We start from the raw sequence: 24,272 nt of genomic DNA on the forward strand, positions 1-24,272 counted from the left end.
AAGAACACTATAACAATAACTAAGGTTGAAAGATGAGTGTAAGAGGGGAATTTTCTTCCAGGCTGGGATTTATTCTGGCCGCCGCAGGGTCGGCAGTGGGACTGGGGAATATCTGGGGCTTTCCGACTCAGGTTGCCAGTAATGGTGGTGCAGCTTTTGTCCTGATGTACATGTTGTTGGCCTTTGTGCTGGCATATCCGGTGTTGATGGCCGAGCTTCTTATTGGCCGGGCCACCCGTTCCAATATGGTGGATGCGCTAGGTCAGATCTCCGGGCACTGGTTGGGACGAGCCACGGGTTTGTGGGGCATTGTCACGGTTTCACTTATTCTGGCGTTTTACGCCATTGTTGGCGGTTGGATGCTGGCGTATGGCGTGGAGGCTCTGGCCACTATTGCCGGGATGACCGCTTTTGCCACTTGGCTGACTGAGTTTTCGGTGGTGCGAAACCTGATCTGTTGTGGCTTGTTTATGCTGTTAACTGCGGGTATTGTTACAGGCGGCGTCAGTAAAGGCATAGAAAAATGGTCAGTGCGACTGATGCCAACCTTATTCGTGATTATCCTGTTGCTTATCGCCTATGTGATGACCCTGGACGGCGCTATGCAAGGTCTGAAAGTTTATCTGGTGCCGGATTTTTCCAAGGTATTGAGCCCGGATTTATTAATCAGTGCTATGGGCCAGGCATTCTTTTCAATGTCGCTTGGGGTAGGAACTATGCTGGTTTACGGCTCCTATGTCAGCCAGCAGGAGAAGCTGCCAAGTCTGGGGGCTTCGGTTGCGCTAGTGGATATTGGCGTGGCCATACTGGCCGGTTTGTTGATTATTCCGGCTATGTATGTGGCACTGCATAATGGTGTTCAGATCTTTTCCGACGCCGGTGAGCTGATAGACGGCGACACCCTGATCTTCACCGTATTACCGGCCTTGTTCGATACTATGGGCGGGGCAGGTAACCTGGTCGCTATGGCCTTTTTTGCTTTGATGATTATTGCCGCTTTAACCTCTTCCATCTCCATGCTGGAAGTACCGGTGGCCTATGTAGTGGAAAATAAAGGGATTGCGCGTAGAAAGGCGGTATGGATGATTGCTGCAGTGATATTCCTGTGTAGTGCCATTATTGCGTTTAACTTTGGCAGTTTGTTCGGTCTGGTGATCTCACTTACCACTGAGTACAGCCAGCCATTGCTTGGCATGGCATTGTGCATCTTTGCTGGTTGGGTGTGGAAGCGCAATGAAATCCTCAAAGAGCTGCAAAGCAGTGATCCTGATGCTCATCAAGGCCTGTTCTGGAAAGTATGGCCCTGGTACGTGCGTTTTGTCTGCCCCGTGATCATCATTTTGATGTTCTATCGCTCGGTGCAATAATCACCTTTTAACCTTTTCGTTAATCTGGGCGGCGAAACGCCGCCTGCATACCCGATTTTGTTGTTTTAACCAGTTTTGCAGCAAGGTCAGGTGCCTGGAGTAATAATTAGAATGTCAAAGCCAAGACAACCCTCCTTACTCGATGCCATGATCCCTATAGTGGTATTAGTTGCCCTGTTATCGTCGTCCGTCATTCTGTTTTCGGATAATTCATCCTATGGCCCGAATCAGATTGCATTATTGATCGCCATGGGCATTGCCGCTTTGATTGGGATCAAAAACGGTTTTACCTGGAAAGAAATTGAAGAAGGGATAGTGCATGGTATCTCACTGTCATTGGGAGCCGTGTTGATTCTGCTGGCTGTGGGCTCATTGATCGGCACCTGGTTACTGGCAGGTACCGTACCAACCTTGATTTACTATGGTCTTGAACTGCTTAATCCATCGGTATTCTATGCGGCCACTTGTGTCATTTGTGCAGTCGTTGCTATGAGCATCGGTAGTTCATGGACTACTGCCGCCACCGTAGGCGTGGCGCTAATGGGTGTATCCAATGGTATGGGTATGTCAGAAGCGGTTACCGCCGGTGCGGTGGTATCCGGCGCATACTTTGGTGATAAAATATCGCCTTTGTCTGAAACCACCAACCTGGCGCCTGCAGTTGCCGGTACTGAGCTGTTTGAGCATATTCGCTATATGCTATGGACTACCATTCCCAGTTTTGTGCTGGCTTTGATTCTATTCCTGGTGATTGGTCTGAATGCGTCCGGCGATGCATCCATGGATAAAATTCAGCAGATGCAGACGTTACTGGCAGAGAATTTTAATTTGGGTCCGCTGCTTTTGGTGCCACTGGTGGTGTTACTGGCGTTGGCTATTCGCAAAATGCCGGCGTTTCCGGCGGTTTCTATCGGTGCCTTACTGGGGGGTATATGGGCAGTCATATTCCAACCTGAGCTGATTACAAAACTGGCCAGCGAAGGCAGAGAAGGGTGGCTGGCCAGTGTCACCGTTGTCTGGCACGCACTATATGACGGTGTGAGCCTGGATACCGGCAATGCTGACCTTAACGACCTGCTCAGTGGTGGCGGTATGTCCAGTATGCTCAATACCATTTGGCTGATTATGTGTGCCTTATCCTTTGGCGCAGTATTGGAAAAAACCGGATTACTCAAGCGTGCCGTCGCTACCTTGTTACATGGCGCAAAAACTGCCGGAGGCATGGTGTCCAGAACCATCCTGACATGTTTTGGCACTAACCTGATTTCTGCGGACCAATATATGTCCATTGTGATGCCGGGACGTATGTATAAAGATGAGTTTGCCAAACGCGGCCTGCATCAGTTGAATTTGTCCCGCAGTCTGGAAGACGGTGGCACCATTACGTCGCCCTTGATCCCCTGGAATACCTGCGGTGCTTATATGCATTCTGTGCTAAAAGTTGACCCATTGAATTATCTGTTCTATGCCTTTTTCAACCTCATTAGTCCGGTACTGGCGATTATTTATGCTTACCTAGGTATCAAGATTCTGCGTATTCCAGTACCACAGGAAAATAAGGCTTAAATTTATTCCATCCTCTAAACCTCCGCCTCGCCTGGCGGTGGTTTGCTATTCTCAGTATCAAAATACACCGTTCCAAGGAGGCGTTATGTCTGAGTCCCGTGCAAAGGCCATGAGACTGGCTGATTATCAACAACCAGATTTTTTGATTCCTGAATTGTCTCTGGAGTTTGAGTTGGATGACCATCAAACACAGGTAATTGCCACCAGCAAGATTGTTCGCCAGGGAGATCATGACAGGCCATTGGTGCTACATGGTGAGAAGCTCGAGCTGACGGAGGTACAGATTAATGGCCAGGCTGTGCAGCCACAGGGTAGCGACACGGATTTGACGTTTGCGTCAGTGCCTGACGAATTCACCTTGCGTATTGTGACCCGTATTGACCCGGCCAATAACACCTCGTTGGAAGGGTTGTATAAATCAGGTCAGGCATTTTGTACTCAATGTGAGGCTGAGGGTTTCCGCAAAATCACCTACTTTCTTGACCGGCCAGATGTAATGGCCCGATACCAGGTCAAGATTACCGCGGATAAAGCCCGTTACCCTTATTTGTTGTCCAACGGCAATAAAGTGGATGCTGGTGAGCTACCAGACGGTCGTCACTGGGTACGTTGGGACGATCCCTTTTTCAAACCCAGCTACCTGTTTGCCCTGGTCGCAGGCGACTTCGACTTGCTGGAAGATGAATTTATTACGCAAAGTGGGCGAAAGGTAGCATTACAAATCTTCGTTGATAAAGGCAATCTGCATCGGGCCGGACATGCCATGAGGTCATTGAAAAAAGCCATGGCCTGGGATGAACAAAAGTATGGTCTGGAATATGATCTGGATATATACATGATCGTCGCCGTGGACTTTTTTAATATGGGGGCCATGGAAAACAAAGGACTGAATCTGTTCAACAGCAAGTTTGTGTTGGCTGACGCCGCAGCGGCCACCGACGAGGATTACTTTAATATTGAATCGGTGATTGCCCATGAATATTTTCATAACTGGACCGGCAACAGAGTTACCTGCCGGGACTGGTTTCAGCTCAGTCTGAAAGAGGGGCTGACGGTATTTCGCGATCAACAATTCAGCGCGGATATGGCTGACCCGGCAATTGTGCGAATCAAGCAGGTTAAGGTCATGCGTGAGCATCAGTTTGCCGAAGATGCAGGACCGATGTCACATCCGATTCGCCCGGCAGAAGTCATGGAAATGAACAATTTTTACTCCGTGACTGTGTATGACAAAGGCGCTGAGGTGATACGTATGCTGCATACTTTGCTGGGCGAGCAAGGCTTTCGGCGGGGTATGGATCTGTATATTTCCCGGCATGATGGTCAGGCGGTGACCTGCGACGATTTTGTGCAGGCCATGCAGGATGCCAATAACGTCAACCTTGAACTATTCAAACGCTGGTACAGCCAATCCGGCACGCCAGTGTTAAGCGTAAAAGAACAGTACGACCAGCAAAGTGGGCAGTTTACAGTTGCCCTGCATCAGCACACTCCGCCAACCGCGGATCAGCCGCATAAACAGGCATTGCATCTACCCATCGCCCTTGAAGTGTTAGGTACGCATGGCAGCAAAAGTCAGGTGCTGTCATTAACTAAAGAAAGTCAGACATTTCCACTTGGGCAGTTTGAAACAAAGCCGCAATTGGCTGTACTGGCAGGCTTTAGCGCACCAGTGAAACTGGATTTTAAGCAAGATGAGCAAGGGCTGCTGAATACCGTACTCTATGCACAGGACCCATTCTTACGCTGGGATGCCAGTCAGCAGCTTATCAGTGAAGCGCTGCATCGGGCGGCAGAACAAGGGCAAACGGTACTATCAGACAACCTGCAAGGTCTGTTTGAAGGTGTGTTGGAATTCGCTCCTGAACAGCGGGCGCTGGCCGCCGAAATGCTTGAACTGCCCAGCTTTGAAACCTTAGCTCAGCAGCGTCAACGTATTGATGTGGATGCTTTGCTAAATGCCAGAAACGCGTTAAAGCGGTTACTGGCCGACAGGTTCCATCCACAATGGCAGGCATTAAGCGCATCGTCTTCACAGTCTTATATCTACGAAGCTGACCAGGTGCAAAAACGCCGCCTGCGCGCTGTGTGTCTGGGCTATCTGGCGCACAGACAAGACCAAAGCACCTTGCTTCAGAGCGCCTATACCACCAGTGACAATATGACCGATACCCTGGCCGTACTCAAAGCTTGCCAGCAGGCCGACCATCCGCTGTTTTCGGGGTTAATGCAGGACTTTGAAAGCCGTTGGCAGGCAGACAGTCTGGTGATGGACAAATGGTTTGCCTTACACGGCAGTCATCAGCACAAAGACAGCCTGGCAAAACTGCAACTGCTGACCAGCCATGCTATGTACAGTATTAACAACCCTAACAAAGTCAGGGCATTGATTGGTAGCTTTGCCTTTTACAATACGGCAGGCTTTCACGCGCTTGATGGCGGTGGTTATCGCTTCGTTACGGACTACTTGCTGAAGCTGGATGCGGTCAATCCGCAGGTGGCCTCGCGATTGATTACGCCGATGCTGGGTTTTGCCCATCTGGATGACCGTCGGCAGGATTTGCTGACTCAGCAGTTAGCCAGATTACTTGATAACAAATCCTTAAGCCGTGACTTGTTCGAAAAAGTCAGTAAGGCCCTCAAGCTGAGCAGTTAGGAAAATGCAGGTTGAAAACCTATTTTTTTAATCTTCGACTAAGCTACGAAGAGTGCCGAGCACTGTATGACGGTTCCGTGCAAAAGCTGATTATGTACGCTGAGAGTGGTGAAAGGGTGCAGTTGCCGGCTGGTAACTTGCGCCCCTTTATTAATCATCTTGGCATTCATGGGCGTTTCAGGCTCATAACAAATGAGCATAACAAAATACGATCATTTGAACGTGTAAGTTGAATTTTTGCTCGATTTTTTGTTTGCAACGTTTTGATAAATAAAGGGATGTAGACTACTCTCAACTGGTACGATTAGTTCTTGATAATGAGCTGAAATGATGTAATCATTTTGTAAAATGTCGGTAACCAAACTGACAACCAGCTTACGATCTGCGGACACTCAACCTCACTGCGGATACAGAGGAGTATAAAAACGATGAATAACGGGCCTCGCATTTATAAAAAGTCAGCCTTGGCCATAGGGATTGCGGCACTGCTGGGGGGCGCGAGTGCCCCGGCGCAAGCTGTAAACTGGGAAGAGGGGGATTGGTCTATCAGTTTTGACTCCAGTTTCTCTCTGGGCACTAGCTACCGCATTGAAGACAGAAACTGGGAACTTATCAGTGCCAGTAATTATCCCTCTTTGAATTGGAATGGTTATAACGGTACAACTAATACCGGTATAGATCCGCTGTCCCTGTGGGGCCAGATTAATGGTGGTTATTCTGCCAACGTGGACAACGGCAATCTGAACTACGACCCGGGTAAAGCGTTTTCCACCCAGTTCAAAGGCACACACGACCTGGATATTCGTTATAAGAACATGGGCTTTTTTGCCCGGGGCATGTACTTTTACGATTTTGAAATGATGGATGGCGATCGCCCCTGGCGCAATCCAGTATCTTCACAAGCAGGCTTTGATAAGCCATTCGATCCTTGTGAGGATAAATACGCCAAGCAAGAGCTTTGTGCCGATATTCGCCTGCTCGATGCATTCTTTTACGCTGACTTTGATTTGGGGTCTGTGCCTGTTTCCATTCGAATTGGTGACCAGGTGGTCAGCTGGGGTGAAAGCACCTTTATTCAACATGGTATTAATACCACCAACCCTGTTGATGTTACCCGCTCCCAAGCACCAGGTGCTGAATTAAAAGAAGTCTTTATTCCTGTCGGTATGGTATATGCCCAGTTTGGTTTAAGCGAAACCCTCGGTTTGGCGATGTACTACCAATACGAGTGGGAAAAAAGCCGCCTGCCGCAAAATGGCAGCTACTTCTCCACCAATGACTTTGCCGGGGAAGGGGGGCAATCAGCCAACATTCAGTATGGGTTTGGCGGTGCGGCCGACCTGGATTTGGATTTCTTACTGCTGAAACTGAACGAGTTAAGTTCTGCCCTCAAAGCCGGCGCTAATCCCGCAACCATCAGTACTGCTTACCTGGCTTACCCCACTAAGGTGGCGCTGCGGGCTTACAGTGATTCAGCCCATGACGATGCCGATGATCAGGGTCAATACGGGATCAAGTTGTCATATTATTCAGAAGCGTTAAATGATACGGAGTTTGGCTTCTATCACCTCAACTACCATAGCCAGAGGCCACTGATTTCCGGTCGTACCGCAAACCTCACGCAAGCTGGTGTAGGGAAAGATATCGCCTATCTGGCAACTGCCAGTGAGATTACCAAACACAATGTCACGGATTTAGTGGCTTTTACCGAAGCCAGATTTGTCTATCCGGAAGACATTAAGTTATACGGCCTGAGTTTTAATACCAATATTGGTGAAACAGCCGTTGCCGGTGAATTTGCCTTCCGGCAGGATGAGCCTCTGCAAATAGATGATATCGAATTGTTATATGCTGCGACTCCGCAACAGGGGGCCAGGTCAGATATTCCTGCCTTGGCGGCCCGATATGCGGGCTTAGAGGATATTTCTCAGTTTAATGATTATCTTGGCTATGTTGTCGGTCCCGGTGGAACGGCCGTTGGCCATGTATTAAGCGATACGTCACAGGTGCAGGTCTCTGCTACCCATTTGTTTGGCCCGGTACTGGGTACCGATAACCTGACAATTCTTGGTGAAGTGGGCTATGTGAAAATTCATGATATGCCAGATCCTAATTTGCTCAGGCTGAATGGTCCCGGTACCTCCAGAAGTGGCCCATTACCCGGTAAAGAAGGGCTGCACACATTTATTTCCAATGGTCCGGAAACCAATCCGTTTCCCACCGATGACGCCTGGGGCTACAGGCTGTTGGCTAAGGCCGACTTTAACAACGTGTATGCGGGCATCAATATGTCAGTCAGGGCGACCTTTGCTCATGACGTAGATGGCATTACCCCGGACCCTCTGTTTTTGTTTATTGAAGACCGTAAGTCTTCAAGTTTGTCCGTAGATTTCGATTATCTGAGCAAGTGGTCTGCCAGTGTTTCCCTGAATTCCTTCTGGGGCGGTGTAGGTACAACGAACGCATTGTCGGACAGAGACTTTGTATCCTTTAACATTAAGTATTCAATCTAGGGAGTAGTGATTAATGAAAAAATTAACCCTAGTCGCAGCAGCTATAGGTTTAAGTCTGTCGACGGCATTAGTACAGGCTAAAGTATCAGAGGCCGAAGCGGCCAAGTTGGGCACTGAGCTCACTCCGTTGGGTGGCCTGAAAGCGGGAAATGCCGACGGCAGTATCCCTGCCTGGGATGGCGGTATTACCGCACCACCTGCTGGTTATAAGGTTGGGGATCACCATCCCGATCCATTCCCGCAGGATAAAGTGTTATTTGAAATTACTGCCGCCAACATGAGCCAATATGCCAATCTGCTTTCAGATGGGCAAAAGAAGCTGTTTGAAACCTATCCGGATACCTTCAGGATCCCTGTTTACCAAACGCGTCGTACGGCCTCAAATCCGCAGTTTGTTTACGATGCCACCAAAACCAATGCCACCCGGGCTGAACTGGTAGAAGGGGGTAACGGGATTAAAAATGCGGCAATGGGCGTGCCTTTCCCAATTGCACAAAATGGTTTGGAAGCCATATGGAACCATATCCTGCGCTATCGTGGTCAGGCCATTCAACGCTATGGTGGTCAGGCGGCACCTACAGCGTCCGGTGATTTTAACGTTATCGGTTTTGATGACATCCTGATGATCAAGTATGCAGAAGACGGTGTAACACCCGAAAAGCTTGAGCAGGAAAATGTGCTGATGAAGTTCAAGCAGAGCATCACTGAACCTGCCCGTTTGGCGGGGACTGCTTTGCTTGTGCATGAAACCATGGATCAGGTAAAAGAGCCTCGTCAGGCCTGGACCTACAACACCGGGCAGCGTCGTGTGCGCAAAGCGCCAAATATTGCATATGACGCACCAGGTACGGCGGCAGATGGTCTGCGTACCACAGATGATTTCGACATGTTCAATGGTGCACCGGATCGCTACAACTGGACCTTAAAAGGTAAACAGGAATTGTATGTTCCATATAACAACTACAAACTGCACAGTGATCAGGTCAAATATGACGATATCCTCAAACCTGGTCATATTAACCCGGATTTAACCCGTTTTGAGAAACACCGTGTATGGGTGGTAGAAGCCAACCTGAAACCGGAATATCGTCATATTTATCAGAAGCGTGTGTTCTATATTGATGAAGACAGCTGGCAGATCCTGGTTGCGGATATGTACGACAACCGCAATGAGCTGTATCGAGTTGCGATGGCGTATGCGGTGAATTATTACGACGTACCAACGCTTTGGTCTACACTGGATGTTTACTATGATTTGAACTCGCGTCGTTATCTGGCACTGGGCCTGGATAACGAGACAAAGATGTACGATTTTACCATTAAACCGGACGACAGCGAGTTCACTTCTCAGGCGCTGCGGCGGGAAGGCCTGAGATAAGAGCAGTAAAACGGTTGGCACTGCCAGCCGTTTTCTTTTGCACCCTAAAGCATGCCCTAACTAATACATCAAACCTTGAGATAGTAACCACATGAAGTTGCCTGTTTTCCTGATGCTGGCCTTGTTGGTAGGCCCGACAAAGGCTCATTCCACACCGGCTTTTGTGGCACCGCTGGCCGATCAATCTTTGTTACTGGATGTGGCAGCCACCGCCGAAGGTATTATTGCTGTCGGTGAACGTGGCCATATACTGCTTTCTTCCGACGCTACCAATTGGCAACAGCAGACCGTACCCGTTTCCTCAACTTTGACCGCGGTTACCGTGCAAGGACAGCGGATCTGGGCGGTCGGCCACGATGCTGTGATTATAGCCAGTGTCGACAACGGTCATAGCTGGCAAATACAAAACTATCAGCCGGAATTGGAAAAGCCGTTAATGGACGTGCTGTTTCTGGATGAGAATCAGGGAATTGCTATTGGCGCTTATGGACTATTTTACCGAACCACTGATGGCGGTGCGAATTGGCTACGCGAGCCTCATATTGAATTGTTGGACGAAGACGACATTCAGTATCTGCAGGACTTAAAGCAGGAAGATGAGTCTTTGTACGAACAGGAGCTGTCATCTATCTTGCCACATTTCAACCGCCTGTCCCGTGCGGGCGAGACCTTGTATTTAGCTGGTGAGGCTGGCTTACTGGCTGTTAGTCAGGATCAGGGGCGTACCTGGCAACGAATGGAAATCGATTACTACGGTTCGTTCTTTGATATTCGTCAGACCACAGATAATCGCTTGCTGGCGGCCGGATTGCGCGGTCATTTATTTGAGTATCAAGCGCAGGACGGCTGGCAAGAACTGCCCACCAATATGAAGTCTTCGCTTAACAGCATTGTGCCGCTTGCCGACGGACACACTTTGGTGGTGGGCAATAATGGCTATTTAATCTGGCTGAATGATGAGCTGCAGGTGCAACAGACCGAGGAAGAAAAAGCGGTGCTTAATGCATTGCCTGTGGCTGACAAAGTCATTGCAGTGACCGAAACCGGCATCAGATTTTTACAGAAGTAGATGGGACTATGACCAGGTTAATAGATATTCTCGAATTAGTGTTTTTCCGGCACCGAAAGTGGGTCATCATTCTGTTTGGTCTGCTCAGTGGTTTTTTGCTTTGGCAAGCCACTCAATTAAAGCTAGATGCAGCCTTTACCAAGAATATTCCGCTTAATCACCCGTATATGCAGAACTATATGAAGCACCAGAAAAACTTTGGTGGTGCCAATAGTATTCTGGTGTCGGTCTGTCAGCGTGACGGAAGTATATTTAATCAGACATTTTTTGACCGTCTTAAAGATGTTCATGACCAGCTATTTTTTATTCCCGGCGTGGATCGTTCTCAGGTTAAATCGCTTTACAGTGCTTCCACCCGTTTTACTGAAGTCGTAGAGGAAGGGTTTTCTGGTGGACCGGTGATCCCGGCCGATTTTAATTCAGCCAATCCGGCGGCCCTTAAATTGGTGTCAGAGAATATCGTAAAAGCCGGCATTGTCGGTCGTATGGTATCCGATGATTTCAAATGTGCCATGGTGACCGCGCAACTACTGGAGTTGGATCCACAAACAGGTGAAAAACTCGATACGCTGGCCTTTGCTGCCAACCTGGAAACACAATTAAGAGGTCAGTACGAAGACGATAAAATCAGTGTGCACATTATCGGCTTCTCAAAAATGGTAGGTGATGTGGCTGACGGCGCAAAAGATGTGCTGCTGTTCTTCGCCATTGCCATCGCCATCACCGCCGTCATGGTATATCTGTTCTGTAAGTCCGCTTTGCTGACGGTGTTGCCACTGCTTTGTTCTATTATTGCGGTTATCTGGCAAATGGGTTTGCTCACCCTGCTTGGGTTCGGTCTCGATCCCATGTCGATTTTGGTTCCGTTTTTAGTCTTTGCCATCGGCGTCAGCCATGGTGTGCAAATGATTAACTCGGTAGGCAAGGAAGTGATTGCCGGTAATACCGCAAAGCAGGGAGCACAAAAGGCTTTCAGAACCTTACTGGTTCCTGGTGGGATTGCCTTGTTGTCTGACACCGTGGGCTTTATGACCTTGCTGGTAATCGACATCGGCATTATCCGCGAACTGGCTATCACCGCCAGTATGGGGGTCGCGGTTATTATTCTGACTAACCTGGTGTTGCTACCGGTACTGATGTCATACGTTAAGCTGGGTGACGGCTACAAATCCCGTTTTGCCAACAAAGAACAGCGATCTGATCGTTTCTGGAATCGCATTGCGCATTGTTCAAACCCTGGGGTTGCCAAGGTCATTCTGGTGGTGGTGGCGCTGCTGTTTGCCTTTGGCTGGTATGAATCTGAAAAGATGAAGATTGGCGATTTGCATGCTGGCGCACCGGCCCTGCATGAAAGCTCCAGATACAATCAGGATACCTTCCTTATTACCGACAAGTATGCCATTAGTGTCGATTACATGTCGGTATTGGTAGAAACCACGCCTTCGGCCTGTACCTCATTTGAGGTGATGAATGCCATTGATGAGTTCCAATGGAAGATGGAAAACGTTGAAGGGGTGCAGTCTGCGGTCAGTTTGGCCTCCGTTGCTAAGCTGATCAACGCAGGTTATAACGAAGGTAATCCTAAGTGGCGGGTGCTGCCACGCAATCAGCAATCTCTGGTACAGAATATCTCCAGGGTAGACACCTCTTCGGGTCTACTTAACGGTGACTGTTCAGTAATGCCGGTGATCCTGTTTATGGCCGACCATAAGGCTGAAACCATTAATCGGGTGGTGGAAGCGGTCAAAGCATATCGTCAGCAATATGAACGTGAAGACCTGCAATTCAAGCTGGCATCAGGCCCAGTAGGAGTGATGGCGGCTACCAACGAAGCGGTCAAAGCGGCGCAAGCTCCCATGATGTTATACGTGTTTGGCGCAGTGATTCTGCTGTGTTTGCTGAGCTTCCGCTCACTGCGCGCTACGCTGGCGGTGGTATTACCCTTGTATGTGGTATCTGTATTGGCACAAGCGCTGATGACGAAGCTGCAAATTGGCCTGACGGTTTCTACCTTACCAGTTATCGCACTGGGGGTGGGCATTGGGGTGGACTATGGAATTTATATCCTGTCGACCATGAGTCAGAAGCTTAAATCCGGAATGGCCGTGCGCCAGGCGTATTTTGATGCGCTGAAAGAACGGGGTAGTGCGGTACTGTTCACCGGTATTACTCTGGCTATTGGGGTCAGCACCTGGGTGTTCTCCAGCCTGAAGTTCCAAATGGACATGGGCATCCTGCTAACCTTTATGTTTGTCGTCAATATGCTGGGGGCGGTCGTAGTATTGCCTGCTTTAGCAGCAGTATTCTGGTACAAGCAAAAATAATTTCTTGCATAGTTAATAACCTCCGGGCATGAAATAGCGCCATAAAATTCCAACAGGAGTTTTATGGCGTTTTTGCTTGTTACGGGTAGTTAGCTGCTTTTCGCTGTTTTTTCCTTGCAGTTCATTCATGTTGTAGCTACATGATTATCGCCCTGACAGACTGGTCAGGTTTGTCATTAGAAATTTTTATTAAACCAGTATGAATATGTATCCCAAAGGCGGGTCATACCAGCCTATTTAGCCCTTTCAAAGGTTGGCGGAATCAGCGAAAATACGCGGAATTTGTATAGAACTCAGTTCTTTATTACTGATTCCGCTGAGCGAAAATAAAACGAAAAGTGAATTGGTATACTAAAATTCGCCCTACAAAAGCCCGCATGACAAGGTATAAAAATGACGGTTGCAAATAGCCAGCACTCTGTACTCCTCGAAAATGTGTATACATTGATCCGCAAAAAGGTCGACAAGGTTCAGGCCCCGTTAGTCGAACAATTTGCCCAGATCCTATTTAAGAATATTTCCAAAGACGACTTACAAAACCGGGTGGACAGCGACCTGTACGGCGCTACCTTAAGCCTGTGGAATGAGTTTGTGGACTATCATGACTCGGAACCTTTTATCCGGGTATTCAACCCGGAAATAGCCAAACATGGTTGGCAGTCATCTCATACCATTATTGAAATTATTGTGGATGATATGCCGTTTTTGGTGGACTCCGTGCGCATGGCGATTAACCGCCTGAGTATTACCGCCCATCTGCTGTTACACAGCCCCATCGCGGTGAAACGTGGTAAAGATCACAAGCTTGAAACCATGCAGGATGCTAAGGCTAAAGGGCCCAGCAAGCAAACCGTGTTCCTGGTGGAAATCGACCGTCAGACCAGTAAAAAAGCCCTGGAAGACATTGAAAAAGAGTTGCACTCTGTTCTGGATGAAGTGCAGTTGGCAGTGTCTGACTGGATGCCGATGAATGAACGGTTGGATGCCATTATTGCCGGGTATGACAAGCAACCTTGTCCGGCAGGCGATGCAGCTAAAAAAGAAGTACACACCTTCCTGCGTTGGATCCGCAACAACAACTTCACCCTGATGGGTTATCGCCATTATCAGGCTAAAGCCGTAGAAGGCGACCATCGTTGGATTGCTGATAACGACTCCAGCCTGGGGCTGATGAAAAACTCCAAAAGCAACCGCGACAGGCTGTTGTCCCGTCTGCCATTATCGGCGCGCCAGGAAACACTTAGCCAGAATCCACTGATCCTGACAAAAACCAACAGTAAATCCCGGGTACACCGTCCAGCCTATATGGACTATATCGGTGTTAAAGAATTCGACAAAGATGGGAATGTCATAGGGGAACATCGCTTTATCGGTTTGTTCTCTTCTGCGTTTTATAACGCAGGTGCAGGTGATGTACCGGTACTGAAAGAAAAAATTGCCCGTATGTGTGATAACTCCGGGTTCGACAAGTCTTCACATGCCTACAAGGCCTTCCTGAATATTCTGGAAACCTATCCACGTGATGAGTTGCTACAGGCCAGTGAGCAGGAATTAGGTCAGATTGCTCTGGGTATTTTCCAGATGCAGGAACGCGGTATTTCCCGTTTGTTTATGCGTCGCGACGTATTCGGCCGCTTCTATTCCTGTATGGTGTTTGTTCCCAGAGAGCGTTACAACACCCAGTTGCGTAAAGACACCCAGGCCTTGCTGAAAAAGTCCTTCGGCAGCGAGCAGGATGTGGAATTCACCACTTTCTTCTCCGAATCTGTTTATGCCCGCACCCACTATATGGTCCGGGTTAAGAATAACAACGTGGAAATCGACGTGAAGGAAATTGAAAAGAACATTATCGAGCTGTCCAAGAGCTGGAATGACAAGCTCAGCAGCGCGTTGCGTGCCAGCCACGGTGAAGCTCAGGGTAAGAAGCTTGATCAGAAGTACGACAACGCCTTTACCCGCAGCTATAAAGAGCAGAATCTGCCCACCACCACGGTGGTGGATATTGAGAAGCTGGAAAGCCTGGATGATGTTCGTACCCTGGATATGTTGTTCTACCGTCCACAGGAAGAGTCTGATGACAGCGCGGTAGTTAAACTGAAGCTGTTCCATCGCAACCAACCCATTCACTTGTCTGCGGTATTACCGATGCTGGAGCACTTCGGGTTACGCGTAATCGATGAAAGCCCCTATCAGGTCAAGGCCAGCGACGGAACTGTTAACTGGATCATGGACTTCTCCATGTTGCACAGTTCCAGCAACAAAATGAGTCTGGAAAAAGCCCAGGAGCTGTTCCAGGATGCCTTCTCTAAAGTCTGGTATCAGCAACTGGAAGATGATTCTTTCAACCGTCTGGTGCTGGGAGCCGGAATGCCTGGCCGCAAAGTGACGATTTTACGTGCTTATGCCAAATATATGCGCCAGACCGGTAGTTCTTTCAGTCAGGATTACATCGCCAGAACACTGGATAAGTACCCGCATATTGCCATTTTACTGGTGCAATTGTTTGAGCAGCGTTTTGACCCGGCGGTTAAGCGTTCTGAGAAAAAAGAGCAAGCACTGCTGGCGCAAGTTAAAGAGAGCCTGGACAACGTGTCCAACCTGGATGACGACCGAATTATTCGCCGCTATCTGGATATGGTCATGGCCACTTTGCGTACCAACTTCTACCAGAAAGACGACCAGGGTAACGACAAGCCGTATATCTCATTCAAGATGCTGCCTGAGCTGATCCCTGAAATGCCGCTGCCACTGCCTAAGTTTGAGATTTTTGTTTACTCGCCACGAGTGGAAGGCGTGCATTTGCGTGGTGGTCGCGTCGCCCGCGGTGGATTACGCTGGTCAGACCGTCAGGAAGATTTCCGTACCGAAGTACTCGGCCTGGTAAAAGCCCAACAGGTAAAAAACACCGTGATTGTTCCGGTTGGGGCCAAAGGTGGTTTTATCTGTAAAAATCTGCCCACGACCGGTGGACGTCAAGCTTTCCTGGAAGAAGGCAAAGAGTGCTACCGCATCTTTATCCGTTCTTTGCTGGATATCACTGACAATATTGTGCAGGGTGAAATTGTCCCGCCCAAAGACGTGGTGCGTCTGGATGAGGATGATCCCTATCTGGTGGTGGCAGCAGACAAAGGTACCGCAACCTTCTCTGACATCGCGAACGGTATTTCCGAAGAGTATAACTTCTGGATGGGCGATGCGTTTGCGTCTGGTGGCAGCGTTGGTTATGACCACAAGGGCATGGGCATTACCGCCCGTGGCGGCTGGGAGTCGGTTAAACGCCATTTCCGTGAAATGGGCATAGACTGTCAAAGCACGGATTTTACCTGTATCGGTATTGGTGACATGGCCGGTGACGTTTTCGGTAACGGTATGTTGTTGTCCAAACATACCCGTTTGATAGCGGCCTTTAACCACATGCATATTTTCTTCGATCCTGATCCGGATGCGGCCAAGACCTACGAAGAACGCTTGCGTTTGTTTAAAGACCCAAGCCTGAACTGGGCCGATTACAACAAAGACTTGATTTCCAAGGGCGGCGGTATTTTCTCTCGTTCTGATAAGGCCATTAAGCTGACTACCGAGATGAAGAAATGGCTGGGCACTAAGCAACTGACCATGACCCCAAGCGAGCTGATTAAGAATATTCTTAAGATGCCGGTGGATTTGCTGTGGAACGGCGGCATTGGTACCTATGTGAAAGGCAGTAAGGAAACTCATGCAGATGTAGGTGACCGTGCCAATGACGACTTACGCGTTAACGGTAAGGATGTTAAAGCCAGAATTATCGGTGAAGGGGGCAACCTGGGGTGCACTCAGCTAGGCCGCGTGGAATACTGTGCTGCTGGCGGTCGCATGAACACCGACTTTATTGATAACGTCGGTGGGGTGGACTGCTCAGACAACGAAGTTAACATCAAGATCTTGCTTAATACCCTGGTACAAAATGGTGACCTGACGATTAAGCAACGTAATAAACTGCTCTACGATATGACCGATGACGTGGCACAAATCGTTCTGCAGGATTGTTATCGTCAAACCCAGTCTATTTCTATTACCGAGATCGGTGGTGGTTCCAGGCTGAAAGAGCAGTTGCGCTTTATTCATGGTCTGGAACGCGAAGGGCGATTGAACCGGGAGCTGGAATTTATTCCCAGCGACGACGAACTGTCTGAACGTCAGGCATCTGACCGTGGTTTGACCCGCCCTGAACTGGCGGTGCTGATGGCTTACGGCAAAATGGTCCTGAAAGACAAGCTGAATATCCCGGAAGTAACCGAGAACCCGTATCATGCCAGATTGCTGATCACCGCCTTCCCGAAAATGCTGCAGGACAAGTTTGCTGAGCAAATGACCCAGCACCCGCTGAAAGGGGAAATCATTGCCACCAAGTTGACCAACAATATGATCAACGACATGGGCCTGAACTTTATGCATCGTCTGCAGGAAGAGACCGGTGCCAATGTATCAGAAGTGGTCAATGCCTATTCAGTGGTAAAAGGGATCTTCGGTATGGAGTCGGTGTGGCGTGATATCGAGAAGCTGGACAATAAGATTGACGCCAATATGCAGTTAGCCATGCTGGATGATATGCGCCGTTCTTTGCGTCGCGCGTCGCGTTGGTATCTGCGTCATGGTAACAAGTCGTTGTCCATTGATGAGGCCATTGCCTTCTATCGTCCGACCATGGATGATCTGAGCAAAAACCTGCAGGATTATCTGGTCGAAGCCGAGTATAAGGAACTGGAAGAGAAAACCCGTGTGCTGACAGAAGCCGGTGTTGCCAAAGACATTGCTTACAAAGTGGCGAGCCTGAGCAACTTGTTCTCCTGTTTGGATTTGGCACAGATTTCCACCCAGGAAGGCAAGAAAGTCGCCCTGGTGGCCAGTTTGTACTACAAACTCGGTAATAAACTGCAACTGCACTGGTTCCTGGACCAAATCAACCGCCAGTCCGTTAGCAACCATTGGCAGGCACTGGCCCGCGCGTCTTACCGTGAGGAACTGGATTGGCAACAGCGTTCACTGACATCAGTGCTGCTGAAGTTCGATCCTAAGAGTCAGGATGCCCAGGCAATTCTGGACAGCTGGATCGAGACGCATAACGAGTTGCTGGAGCGTTGGTATCACATGATGTCAGAGTTTAAGACCAGCGGAACCCACGAGTTTGCCAAGTTCTCGGTGGCGCTGCGTGAGCTGATGCTGTTAAGCCTGAACTGTAGTAATTCAGCGGTTCACTGACATCCTCCCCGCCGATGAGCGGGACAGGGTACTGAGCATCCTCTATAATGCCCCGGTTTAGCCGGGGCTTTTTTATGTTTATGGAAAAATATCTGCCAGGATTGCAGGGAAATGCATTGGCAATCGCCTGTTAATTAGCTGCCACAAAGGAAATTTCGCCACCATGTATTCGTTATTAAGAGATTTGCTATTCACACTGGATGCAGAACGTTCTCATGATCTCAGCCTGGCCTTCTTAAAAGCCAGCCAGCGCAATGTCTTAAACCGCTTATATGGGCAATCGCTACCAGACAAACCCGTTGAGGTGTTGGGTATGCAGTTTCGCAATCCAATTGGCCTGGCGGCCGGGCTGGATAAAAATGGCGAGTGCATTGACGCCTTTGCGGCCATGGGCTTTGGTTTTATTGAAGTGGGGACGGTGACACCTAAGCCACAAGGCGGCAATGACAAACCCAGATTATTCCGCTTGCCTCAGTCTCAGGCCATTATCAATCGCATGGGCTTTAACAACAAAGGCGTCGATTATCTGGTTGAGCAGGTAAAACGTGCCGAATACAAAGGCGTGTTAGGGATTAATATCGGCAAAAACAAAATTACGCCGGAAGAGCAGGCGCTGGATGATTATTTGCACTGCCTGGATAAAGTCTACGCCCACGCCAGTTATGTCACTATCAATATTTCCTCTCCCAATACACCTGGATTACGTAATTTGCAGTACGGGGAAGCTCTTGACAATCTGCTCAGGGGCTTAAAGCAGCGCCAGCAGCAACTTAGCGAGCAACATGGCAAGTATGTACCGGTGCTGGTGAAGATTGCCCCGGATTTGAGTGACGAAGAGATTGTCGACATTGCCAGGTCTTTAGTGCAAACCGGTATGGATGGCGTGATTGCCACCAACACCACCTTGGATCGCAAACTGGTGCAAGGCCAGCAATATGCCAATGAGGCAGGGGGGTTGAGTGGCTCGCCACTTACTCAGGTTAGCCAGAATGTGGTGGAGAAACTGAGTAAGGCCCTGGACGGGGCCATGCCAATTATTGGCGTAGGCGGAATAGATTCTCCCCATGCTGCCAAGGCGCGGATCGCGGCAGGATCGAGTCTGATCCAGATCTACTCCTCGCTGATCTACCAGGGGCCGGATTTGATCAAAGAGATCCTAGAATCCTTATAAAGATCCTGGCCGGATCGCAGTCCGCTATGCGGAAAAATTATTAATAAAAAGAATCGCTTGGGTATAGTGTATAGAAATGGAGCGGGGCATTTTACCGGCCCCATTTGTGTTTTCCATAAGGATGTTTAGTATGTTACAACCTGATAGCAACTGGCGCTGGTATTATGACCATCAGCATGACCGCCTGGCTCTGCTGTTAGGCGACATGTTGTTTCTGACACCCTATCGCACCAAGCATTTGGTCTATACTGTCAGCGGTGAAGAATCATTTGATTTGCAGGACCTGGAAGTTTATAGCCAGATTGCCAATCAGCTTGAACACTGCTGCCTGCCATTAAGTGCCGCACAGCAAACCCAGCTTGCCATCAATGTCTGCGCCGTGCAGCGCTTTCATAAACCACTGATGCCCAAAAGTTGGTTTTTTACCCGCAGTGAAACAGGTGGTCATCATCATCGCCTGGCCTGGTTAAGTACTGGAGAATACCGTGCCAAGGTATGGGTGGTGGAAGACAATCACAGCAGTTGTCTATGCCTGCTGCTGGATGACCAACTGCCGCTGGGAACCGGTAAAGCCATGGGACAATTTGAGGCCATCAGGGTAATGCCGGATTGCCTGGAACCCTGTTTTGAGCAGCAGCCATTGCGCAAGCTGGCTTGACTGATTGCCTCTTTACGCCCTAATTTGACAAATTGATCCATACAAATCAGTGCTTTTCCCTTATAATCCCAGCCTTTCATTTTTGTCTGGCTTGGCATGTACGCATTCGTTATAACCACTTCTAAAGGCCTGGACGATCTCCTGATGCAGGAGATTGGTCGGCTTTGTCCTCATTTGCAGTTAAAAAACAAGCCGGGGCAGGTACTGTTTGAAGGTGAGCTGAAAGACGCTTATTACCTTTGTTTGTGGTCCAGACTGGCCAACCGTGTACTGGTCAAACTGGCTGAAGGAGATTGCCAGGACGCCGAACAGTTGTACCAACTGGCTTCCAGTATTAACTGGGCGGCCCAGTTTAATGTTACCGACAGTTTTGTGGTGGACTTTATCGGAACCAGCAAAAGTATCAATAACAGCCAGTTTGGTGCCTTAAAAGTCAAAGACGCGGTGGTCGATCAGTTCCAGGAATTGTATGAACGACGCCCTAACGTCAGTAAGGACAATCCTGCCATTCGTATTCAGTGCCGCTTATGGCGCGATAAACTGGGTATTTACCTGGATCTTTCCGGTGGCAGCCTGCACCAGCGACACTACAGATTAAAAGCCGGTCAGGCGCCGGTAAAAGAACATATAGCGGCAGCCATGCTGTATCGCAGTGGCTGGACGGCCGATATGCACCAGCCACTGGCCGATCCTATGTGCGGGGCGGGCACTATTGTGATTGAAGCGGCCCTGATGGCTGCCAATCAGGCCCCCGCGCTGCTGCGCAGCCAATGGGGTTTCAGTCACTGGAAAAAGCACCAGAGTGACATCTGGGAAACCTTGCTAAATGAAGCCGAACAAGCGGTGGTCAGCCCGGCCAGACAGTTTTACGCCAATGATATTGACCCTGCCATGGTGCAACTGGCACGGCAAAACGCCGGTGCAGCCGGCGTCGCAGATCTGATTCAGTTTTCCAATGCAGATGCCAGTAAATGGCAGTGCTCCTCTGCCCCTGGTTATCTGGTCACCAATCCACCCTACGGTGAAAGGCTGGGTGAGCTGACCGAGTTGCTGCCGCTGTTTAATGACTGGGGGCTGCAACTAAAACAACAGTTTGCCGGCTGGCATTTGTCAGTGCTGACCTCTAATCGTGATTTGCTGCGACAGATGAAGTTAGTGGCGGGCAAGGAATACCAGATATTAAACGGCAAGCTGGAATGCCAGTTGGTTAACTTTGTACTGGATGAAAAGAACTGCGAAATTCGCGAATCCAGTCAGGCCGGGCAGGATTTTGCCAATCGTCTGAGCAAGAACCTGCAGAAACTCAAAGGCTGGATCAAGCAACTGGACAGCAATTGTTACCGTATCTATGACGCCGACCTGCCAGAGTATAACCTGGCCATTGATCGCTATGGCGATTGGGTGGTAGTGCAGGAATATGCGGCACCTAAGAATATTCCCGAAGGCAAAACCCGTAAACGGTTGATGGATGCCATGCTGCAGTTACCCAAAGTACTTGGCGTGGAGCACGATAAGATTGTGCTCAAGGTGCGTCAGCAGCAAAAGGGTAAGGAACAGTATGAAAAGTTTGCCAGCGAAAAGGAATTTATCCAGGTCTGGGAAAATGGCGCACGCTTCTGGGTTAATCTGAAAGATTACCTGGATACCGGCTTATTCCTGGATCACCGCAGCACCCGCCAAATGGTTCGTCAGTGGAGTAAAAACGCTGATGTGCTTAACCTGTTTGCCTACACAGGTTCGGTGTCTGTGCACGCTGCCCTTGGGGGCGCAAAAACAGTTACCACGGTGGATATGTCACGAACCTATCTGGACTGGGCCAAACGTAACTTCGAGCTGAACAAGTTTAACAATGTTTATCAGTATCGTTTTTTGCAGGAAAACTGCCTGGAGTGGCTCAAAGGGCATCACCAGCAATATGACCTGATATTTATTGATCCACCGTCGTTTTCCAATTCCAAGCGTATGCAGAGCACCTGGGATGTGCAACGCGACCATCTGGCCATGCTGGCAGACGCCAAGCGCTGCCTGCGTAAAGGTGGTAAACTGGTGTTTTCCAACAATCTGCGCCAGTTTAAGCTGGATGAGCAAGGTGTTGCCGAACTGGGACTGCGCTTTGAAAACATCAGTGCCGATACCTTGCCGGAAGACTTTAAACGCAATCCGAAAATTCACCACTGCTGGCTGCTGACCCATGCACAGTAATTTAGTGCTATACGGCACGGTGGCCTGTCATTTATGCGAAGAAGCCGAAGCACTGGTGAAGACCCATGCACCAGAGTGCGCCCTGCAAAAAGTGGATATCATGGATGATGATGCCGTGTTTTCCCAATACCGTTACAGTATTCCGGTGCTGAAAGACAGTCAGGGCAGGGAACTGTGCTGGCCCTTTGATGCCACCCAATTAAACGAGTTTTTGTCTTGAGTTTGTTACAACTAAAAAACGCCCAACTGGCGTTTGGCACGCATACCTTGTTGGATAAAGCCGAACTGGTCATTCAAAGTGCTGAACGTTTGTGTCTGGTCGGTCGCAATGGCTGCGGTAAATCGACCCTGCTGAAAATTATCAACGACGAGATGCAACTGGATGACGGTCAGCGTATTGTCACTGGTGGCACGGTGATCGCCAGACTGGAGCAGGACCCACCGCTATTAGCCGACCAGAGCATATTTGATTATGTGGCCGAAGGCCTGGCTGAATCCGGTGAAGTGCTCAAAGCCTATTTTCACCACACCCATCTGATTGCCAGCGACCCGTCTGAAGCGAATCTGAATAAACTGGAGCGTTTGCAGGCAGAGCTTGAAAGTCTGGATGCCTGGCGACTGGAGCAGCGTATTGAGCAGGTGCTCAACCAACTGTCATTGCCGGCTGAACAATCCCTGGCTTCGCTGTCTGGCGGCTGGCGCAGAAAAGCCGCGCTGGCGCGCGCTCTGGTGACCGACCCGGACATTCTGCTGTTGGATGAGCCCACCAACCACCTGGACGTCGCCAGTATTCAATGGCTGGAGAAGGTACTGTTGGATTTTAAAGGCACTGTGGTGTTTGTCAGCCATGACCGGGCCTTTATCCGTGCCATTGCCACCCGTATTATCGATTTGGACCGCGGTAACCTCACCAGCTACCCGGGCAACTATCAGCAGTATCTGGATAAGAAAGCCGAAGATCTACAGATAGAAGAAACCCAAAATGCCCTGTTCGATAAGCGCTTGTCAGAAGAAGAGACTTGGATCCGCCAGGGCATTAAGGCCCGCCGTACCCGAAATGAGGGCAGAGTCAGAGCACTCAAAGCGCTGCGCAAAGAACATTCCGAACGTCGCAATCGCCAGGGCACGGCTAAGGTCAGTCTGGCCGATAGTCAGGCCTCGGGTAAACTGGTGTTTGAAGCCCAGCAATTATCCTATGCTATCGACGGCCATCGTATCGTGGATAATCTCGACCTTAGTGTGTTTCGCGGCGACAAGCTGGCGCTGATTGGTCCTAATGGCTGTGGTAAAAGTACCTTATTAAAATTATTGCTGGGGCAACTTAAACCTGATAGTGGCTCGGTACGCATGGGTACCGCGCTGGAACTGGCGTATTTTGACCAGCACCGCCAGGCGCTGGATCAGAACGCCACCGTGATAGATGCCGTGGCCGATGGTAAGAAAGATATCACCATCAATGGTCGTACCCGTCATGCTATCAGTTATCTGCAGGACTATCTGTTTACTCCGGATCGCATCCTGGCACCGGTCAGTTCGCTGTCTGGTGGAGAGCGCAACCGTTTGCTGCTGGCCAAGCTGTTGGCTAAGCCCAGCAATTTACTGATTCTGGATGAACCGACCAACGACCTGGACGTGGAAACCCTGGAATTGCTGGAAGAGACCCTGAGCCAGTATCCGGGCACAGTGATTCTGGTCAGCCACGACCGGGAATTTGTCGATAACGTGGTCACTTCCAGTCTGTTTTTTGAAGGCCAGGGTAAAATCCACGAATTTGTCGGCGGTTATGCCGATGTAATGGCCTGGTATGCGCAACAAAATCAGGTCAAGCAGGAAACTAAAGGACAAAACACCAGTCAAACTGCTGCAGCAAAGACTTCTGCACAGAAAAGCAAAAAGTTATCATACAAGTTGCAGTTGGAACTTGAGCAGTTACCCGCCAAGATAGAGGCCCTAGAGGAACAAATCCAGGCGCTGGAAACCCAGGTCAGTGATCCGGACTTTTTTAAACAGGATCCCAAGAATACCGCCACCATGCTGGATCAGCTTGCCCAGGCCCAACAGGACCTGGAGCAGGCGTTTGCCAGATGGGAAGAATTAGATAGTATGTCGTAGCACATCAGACAAGTGCTT

The 24,272-nt window shown here is 49.4% G+C and carries 14 protein-coding genes; all 14 read left to right on the forward strand.

Annotated elements, in window-relative coordinates:
• Nucleotides 1–32: 32 nt before the first annotated feature.
• On the forward strand, nt 33–1,367 hold the full coding sequence (locus tag ABD028_RS03535; RefSeq protein WP_343841811.1) for a sodium-dependent transporter: 1,335 nt from the start codon (nt 33–35) through the stop codon (nt 1,365–1,367).
• A 111-nt stretch (nt 1,368–1,478) separates the two neighbouring features.
• The gene (nhaC, locus tag ABD028_RS03540; protein ID WP_102795369.1) at nt 1,479–2,933 is read left to right on the forward strand and encodes a Na+/H+ antiporter NhaC; all 1,455 of its coding nucleotides are present in this window, start codon (nt 1,479–1,481) and stop codon (nt 2,931–2,933) included.
• A gap of 85 nt (nt 2,934–3,018) precedes the next feature.
• A complete protein-coding gene (pepN, locus tag ABD028_RS03545; RefSeq protein ID WP_343841815.1) occupies nt 3,019–5,589 on the forward strand; it encodes an aminopeptidase N in 2,571 nt (856 codons plus the stop codon).
• Between the two features lie 11 nt (nt 5,590–5,600).
• Nucleotides 5,601–5,822 (forward strand): DUF2835 family protein, encoded by a 222-nt coding sequence (locus ABD028_RS03550; RefSeq protein WP_343841817.1) that lies wholly within the window; start codon nt 5,601–5,603, stop codon nt 5,820–5,822.
• A gap of 195 nt (nt 5,823–6,017) precedes the next feature.
• Complete coding sequence (locus tag ABD028_RS03555; RefSeq protein ID WP_343841819.1) at nt 6,018–8,102, forward strand: DUF1302 domain-containing protein; 2,085 nt, start codon at nt 6,018–6,020, stop codon at nt 8,100–8,102.
• A 13-nt stretch (nt 8,103–8,115) separates the two neighbouring features.
• Nucleotides 8,116–9,480 (forward strand): DUF1329 domain-containing protein, encoded by a 1,365-nt coding sequence (locus ABD028_RS03560; RefSeq protein WP_343841821.1) that lies wholly within the window; start codon nt 8,116–8,118, stop codon nt 9,478–9,480.
• Between the two features lie 91 nt (nt 9,481–9,571).
• Nucleotides 9,572–10,549 (forward strand): WD40/YVTN/BNR-like repeat-containing protein, encoded by a 978-nt coding sequence (locus tag ABD028_RS03565; RefSeq protein ID WP_343841824.1) that lies wholly within the window; start codon nt 9,572–9,574, stop codon nt 10,547–10,549.
• An 8-nt stretch (nt 10,550–10,557) separates the two neighbouring features.
• On the forward strand, nt 10,558–12,873 hold the full coding sequence (locus ABD028_RS03570) for an efflux RND transporter permease subunit (protein ID WP_343841829.1): 2,316 nt from the start codon (nt 10,558–10,560) through the stop codon (nt 12,871–12,873).
• Nucleotides 12,874–13,266: 393 nt separating this feature from the next.
• Nucleotides 13,267–18,111 (forward strand): NAD-glutamate dehydrogenase, encoded by a 4,845-nt coding sequence (locus tag ABD028_RS03575; RefSeq protein ID WP_343841831.1) that lies wholly within the window; start codon nt 13,267–13,269, stop codon nt 18,109–18,111.
• Nucleotides 18,112–18,274: 163 nt separating this feature from the next.
• Nucleotides 18,275–19,282 (forward strand): quinone-dependent dihydroorotate dehydrogenase, encoded by a 1,008-nt coding sequence (pyrD, locus tag ABD028_RS03580; protein ID WP_343841833.1) that lies wholly within the window; start codon nt 18,275–18,277, stop codon nt 19,280–19,282.
• 130 nt (nt 19,283–19,412) lie between these two features.
• Nucleotides 19,413–19,940 (forward strand): cell division protein ZapC domain-containing protein, encoded by a 528-nt coding sequence (locus tag ABD028_RS03585; protein WP_343841836.1) that lies wholly within the window; start codon nt 19,413–19,415, stop codon nt 19,938–19,940.
• 96 nt (nt 19,941–20,036) lie between these two features.
• On the forward strand, nt 20,037–22,142 hold the full coding sequence (rlmKL, locus tag ABD028_RS03590; protein ID WP_343841839.1) for a bifunctional 23S rRNA (guanine(2069)-N(7))-methyltransferase RlmK/23S rRNA (guanine(2445)-N(2))-methyltransferase RlmL: 2,106 nt from the start codon (nt 20,037–20,039) through the stop codon (nt 22,140–22,142).
• On the forward strand, nt 22,132–22,362 hold the full coding sequence (locus ABD028_RS03595) for a glutaredoxin family protein (protein ID WP_343841842.1): 231 nt from the start codon (nt 22,132–22,134) through the stop codon (nt 22,360–22,362). Before rlmKL ends, ABD028_RS03595 begins: the two co-directional genes overlap by 11 nt.
• Nucleotides 22,359–24,254: an ATP-binding cassette ATPase Uup gene (gene uup / locus ABD028_RS03600; RefSeq protein WP_343841845.1), complete on the forward strand. Its 1,896-nt coding sequence runs from the start codon at nt 22,359–22,361 to the stop codon at nt 24,252–24,254. The genes ABD028_RS03595 and uup overlap by 4 nt, the downstream gene beginning before the upstream one ends.
• Nucleotides 24,255–24,272 lie beyond the last annotated feature (18 nt).

Source organism: Bowmanella denitrificans (genome assembly GCF_039522935.1).
Classification (GTDB): domain Bacteria; phylum Pseudomonadota; class Gammaproteobacteria; order Enterobacterales; family Alteromonadaceae; genus Bowmanella; species Bowmanella denitrificans.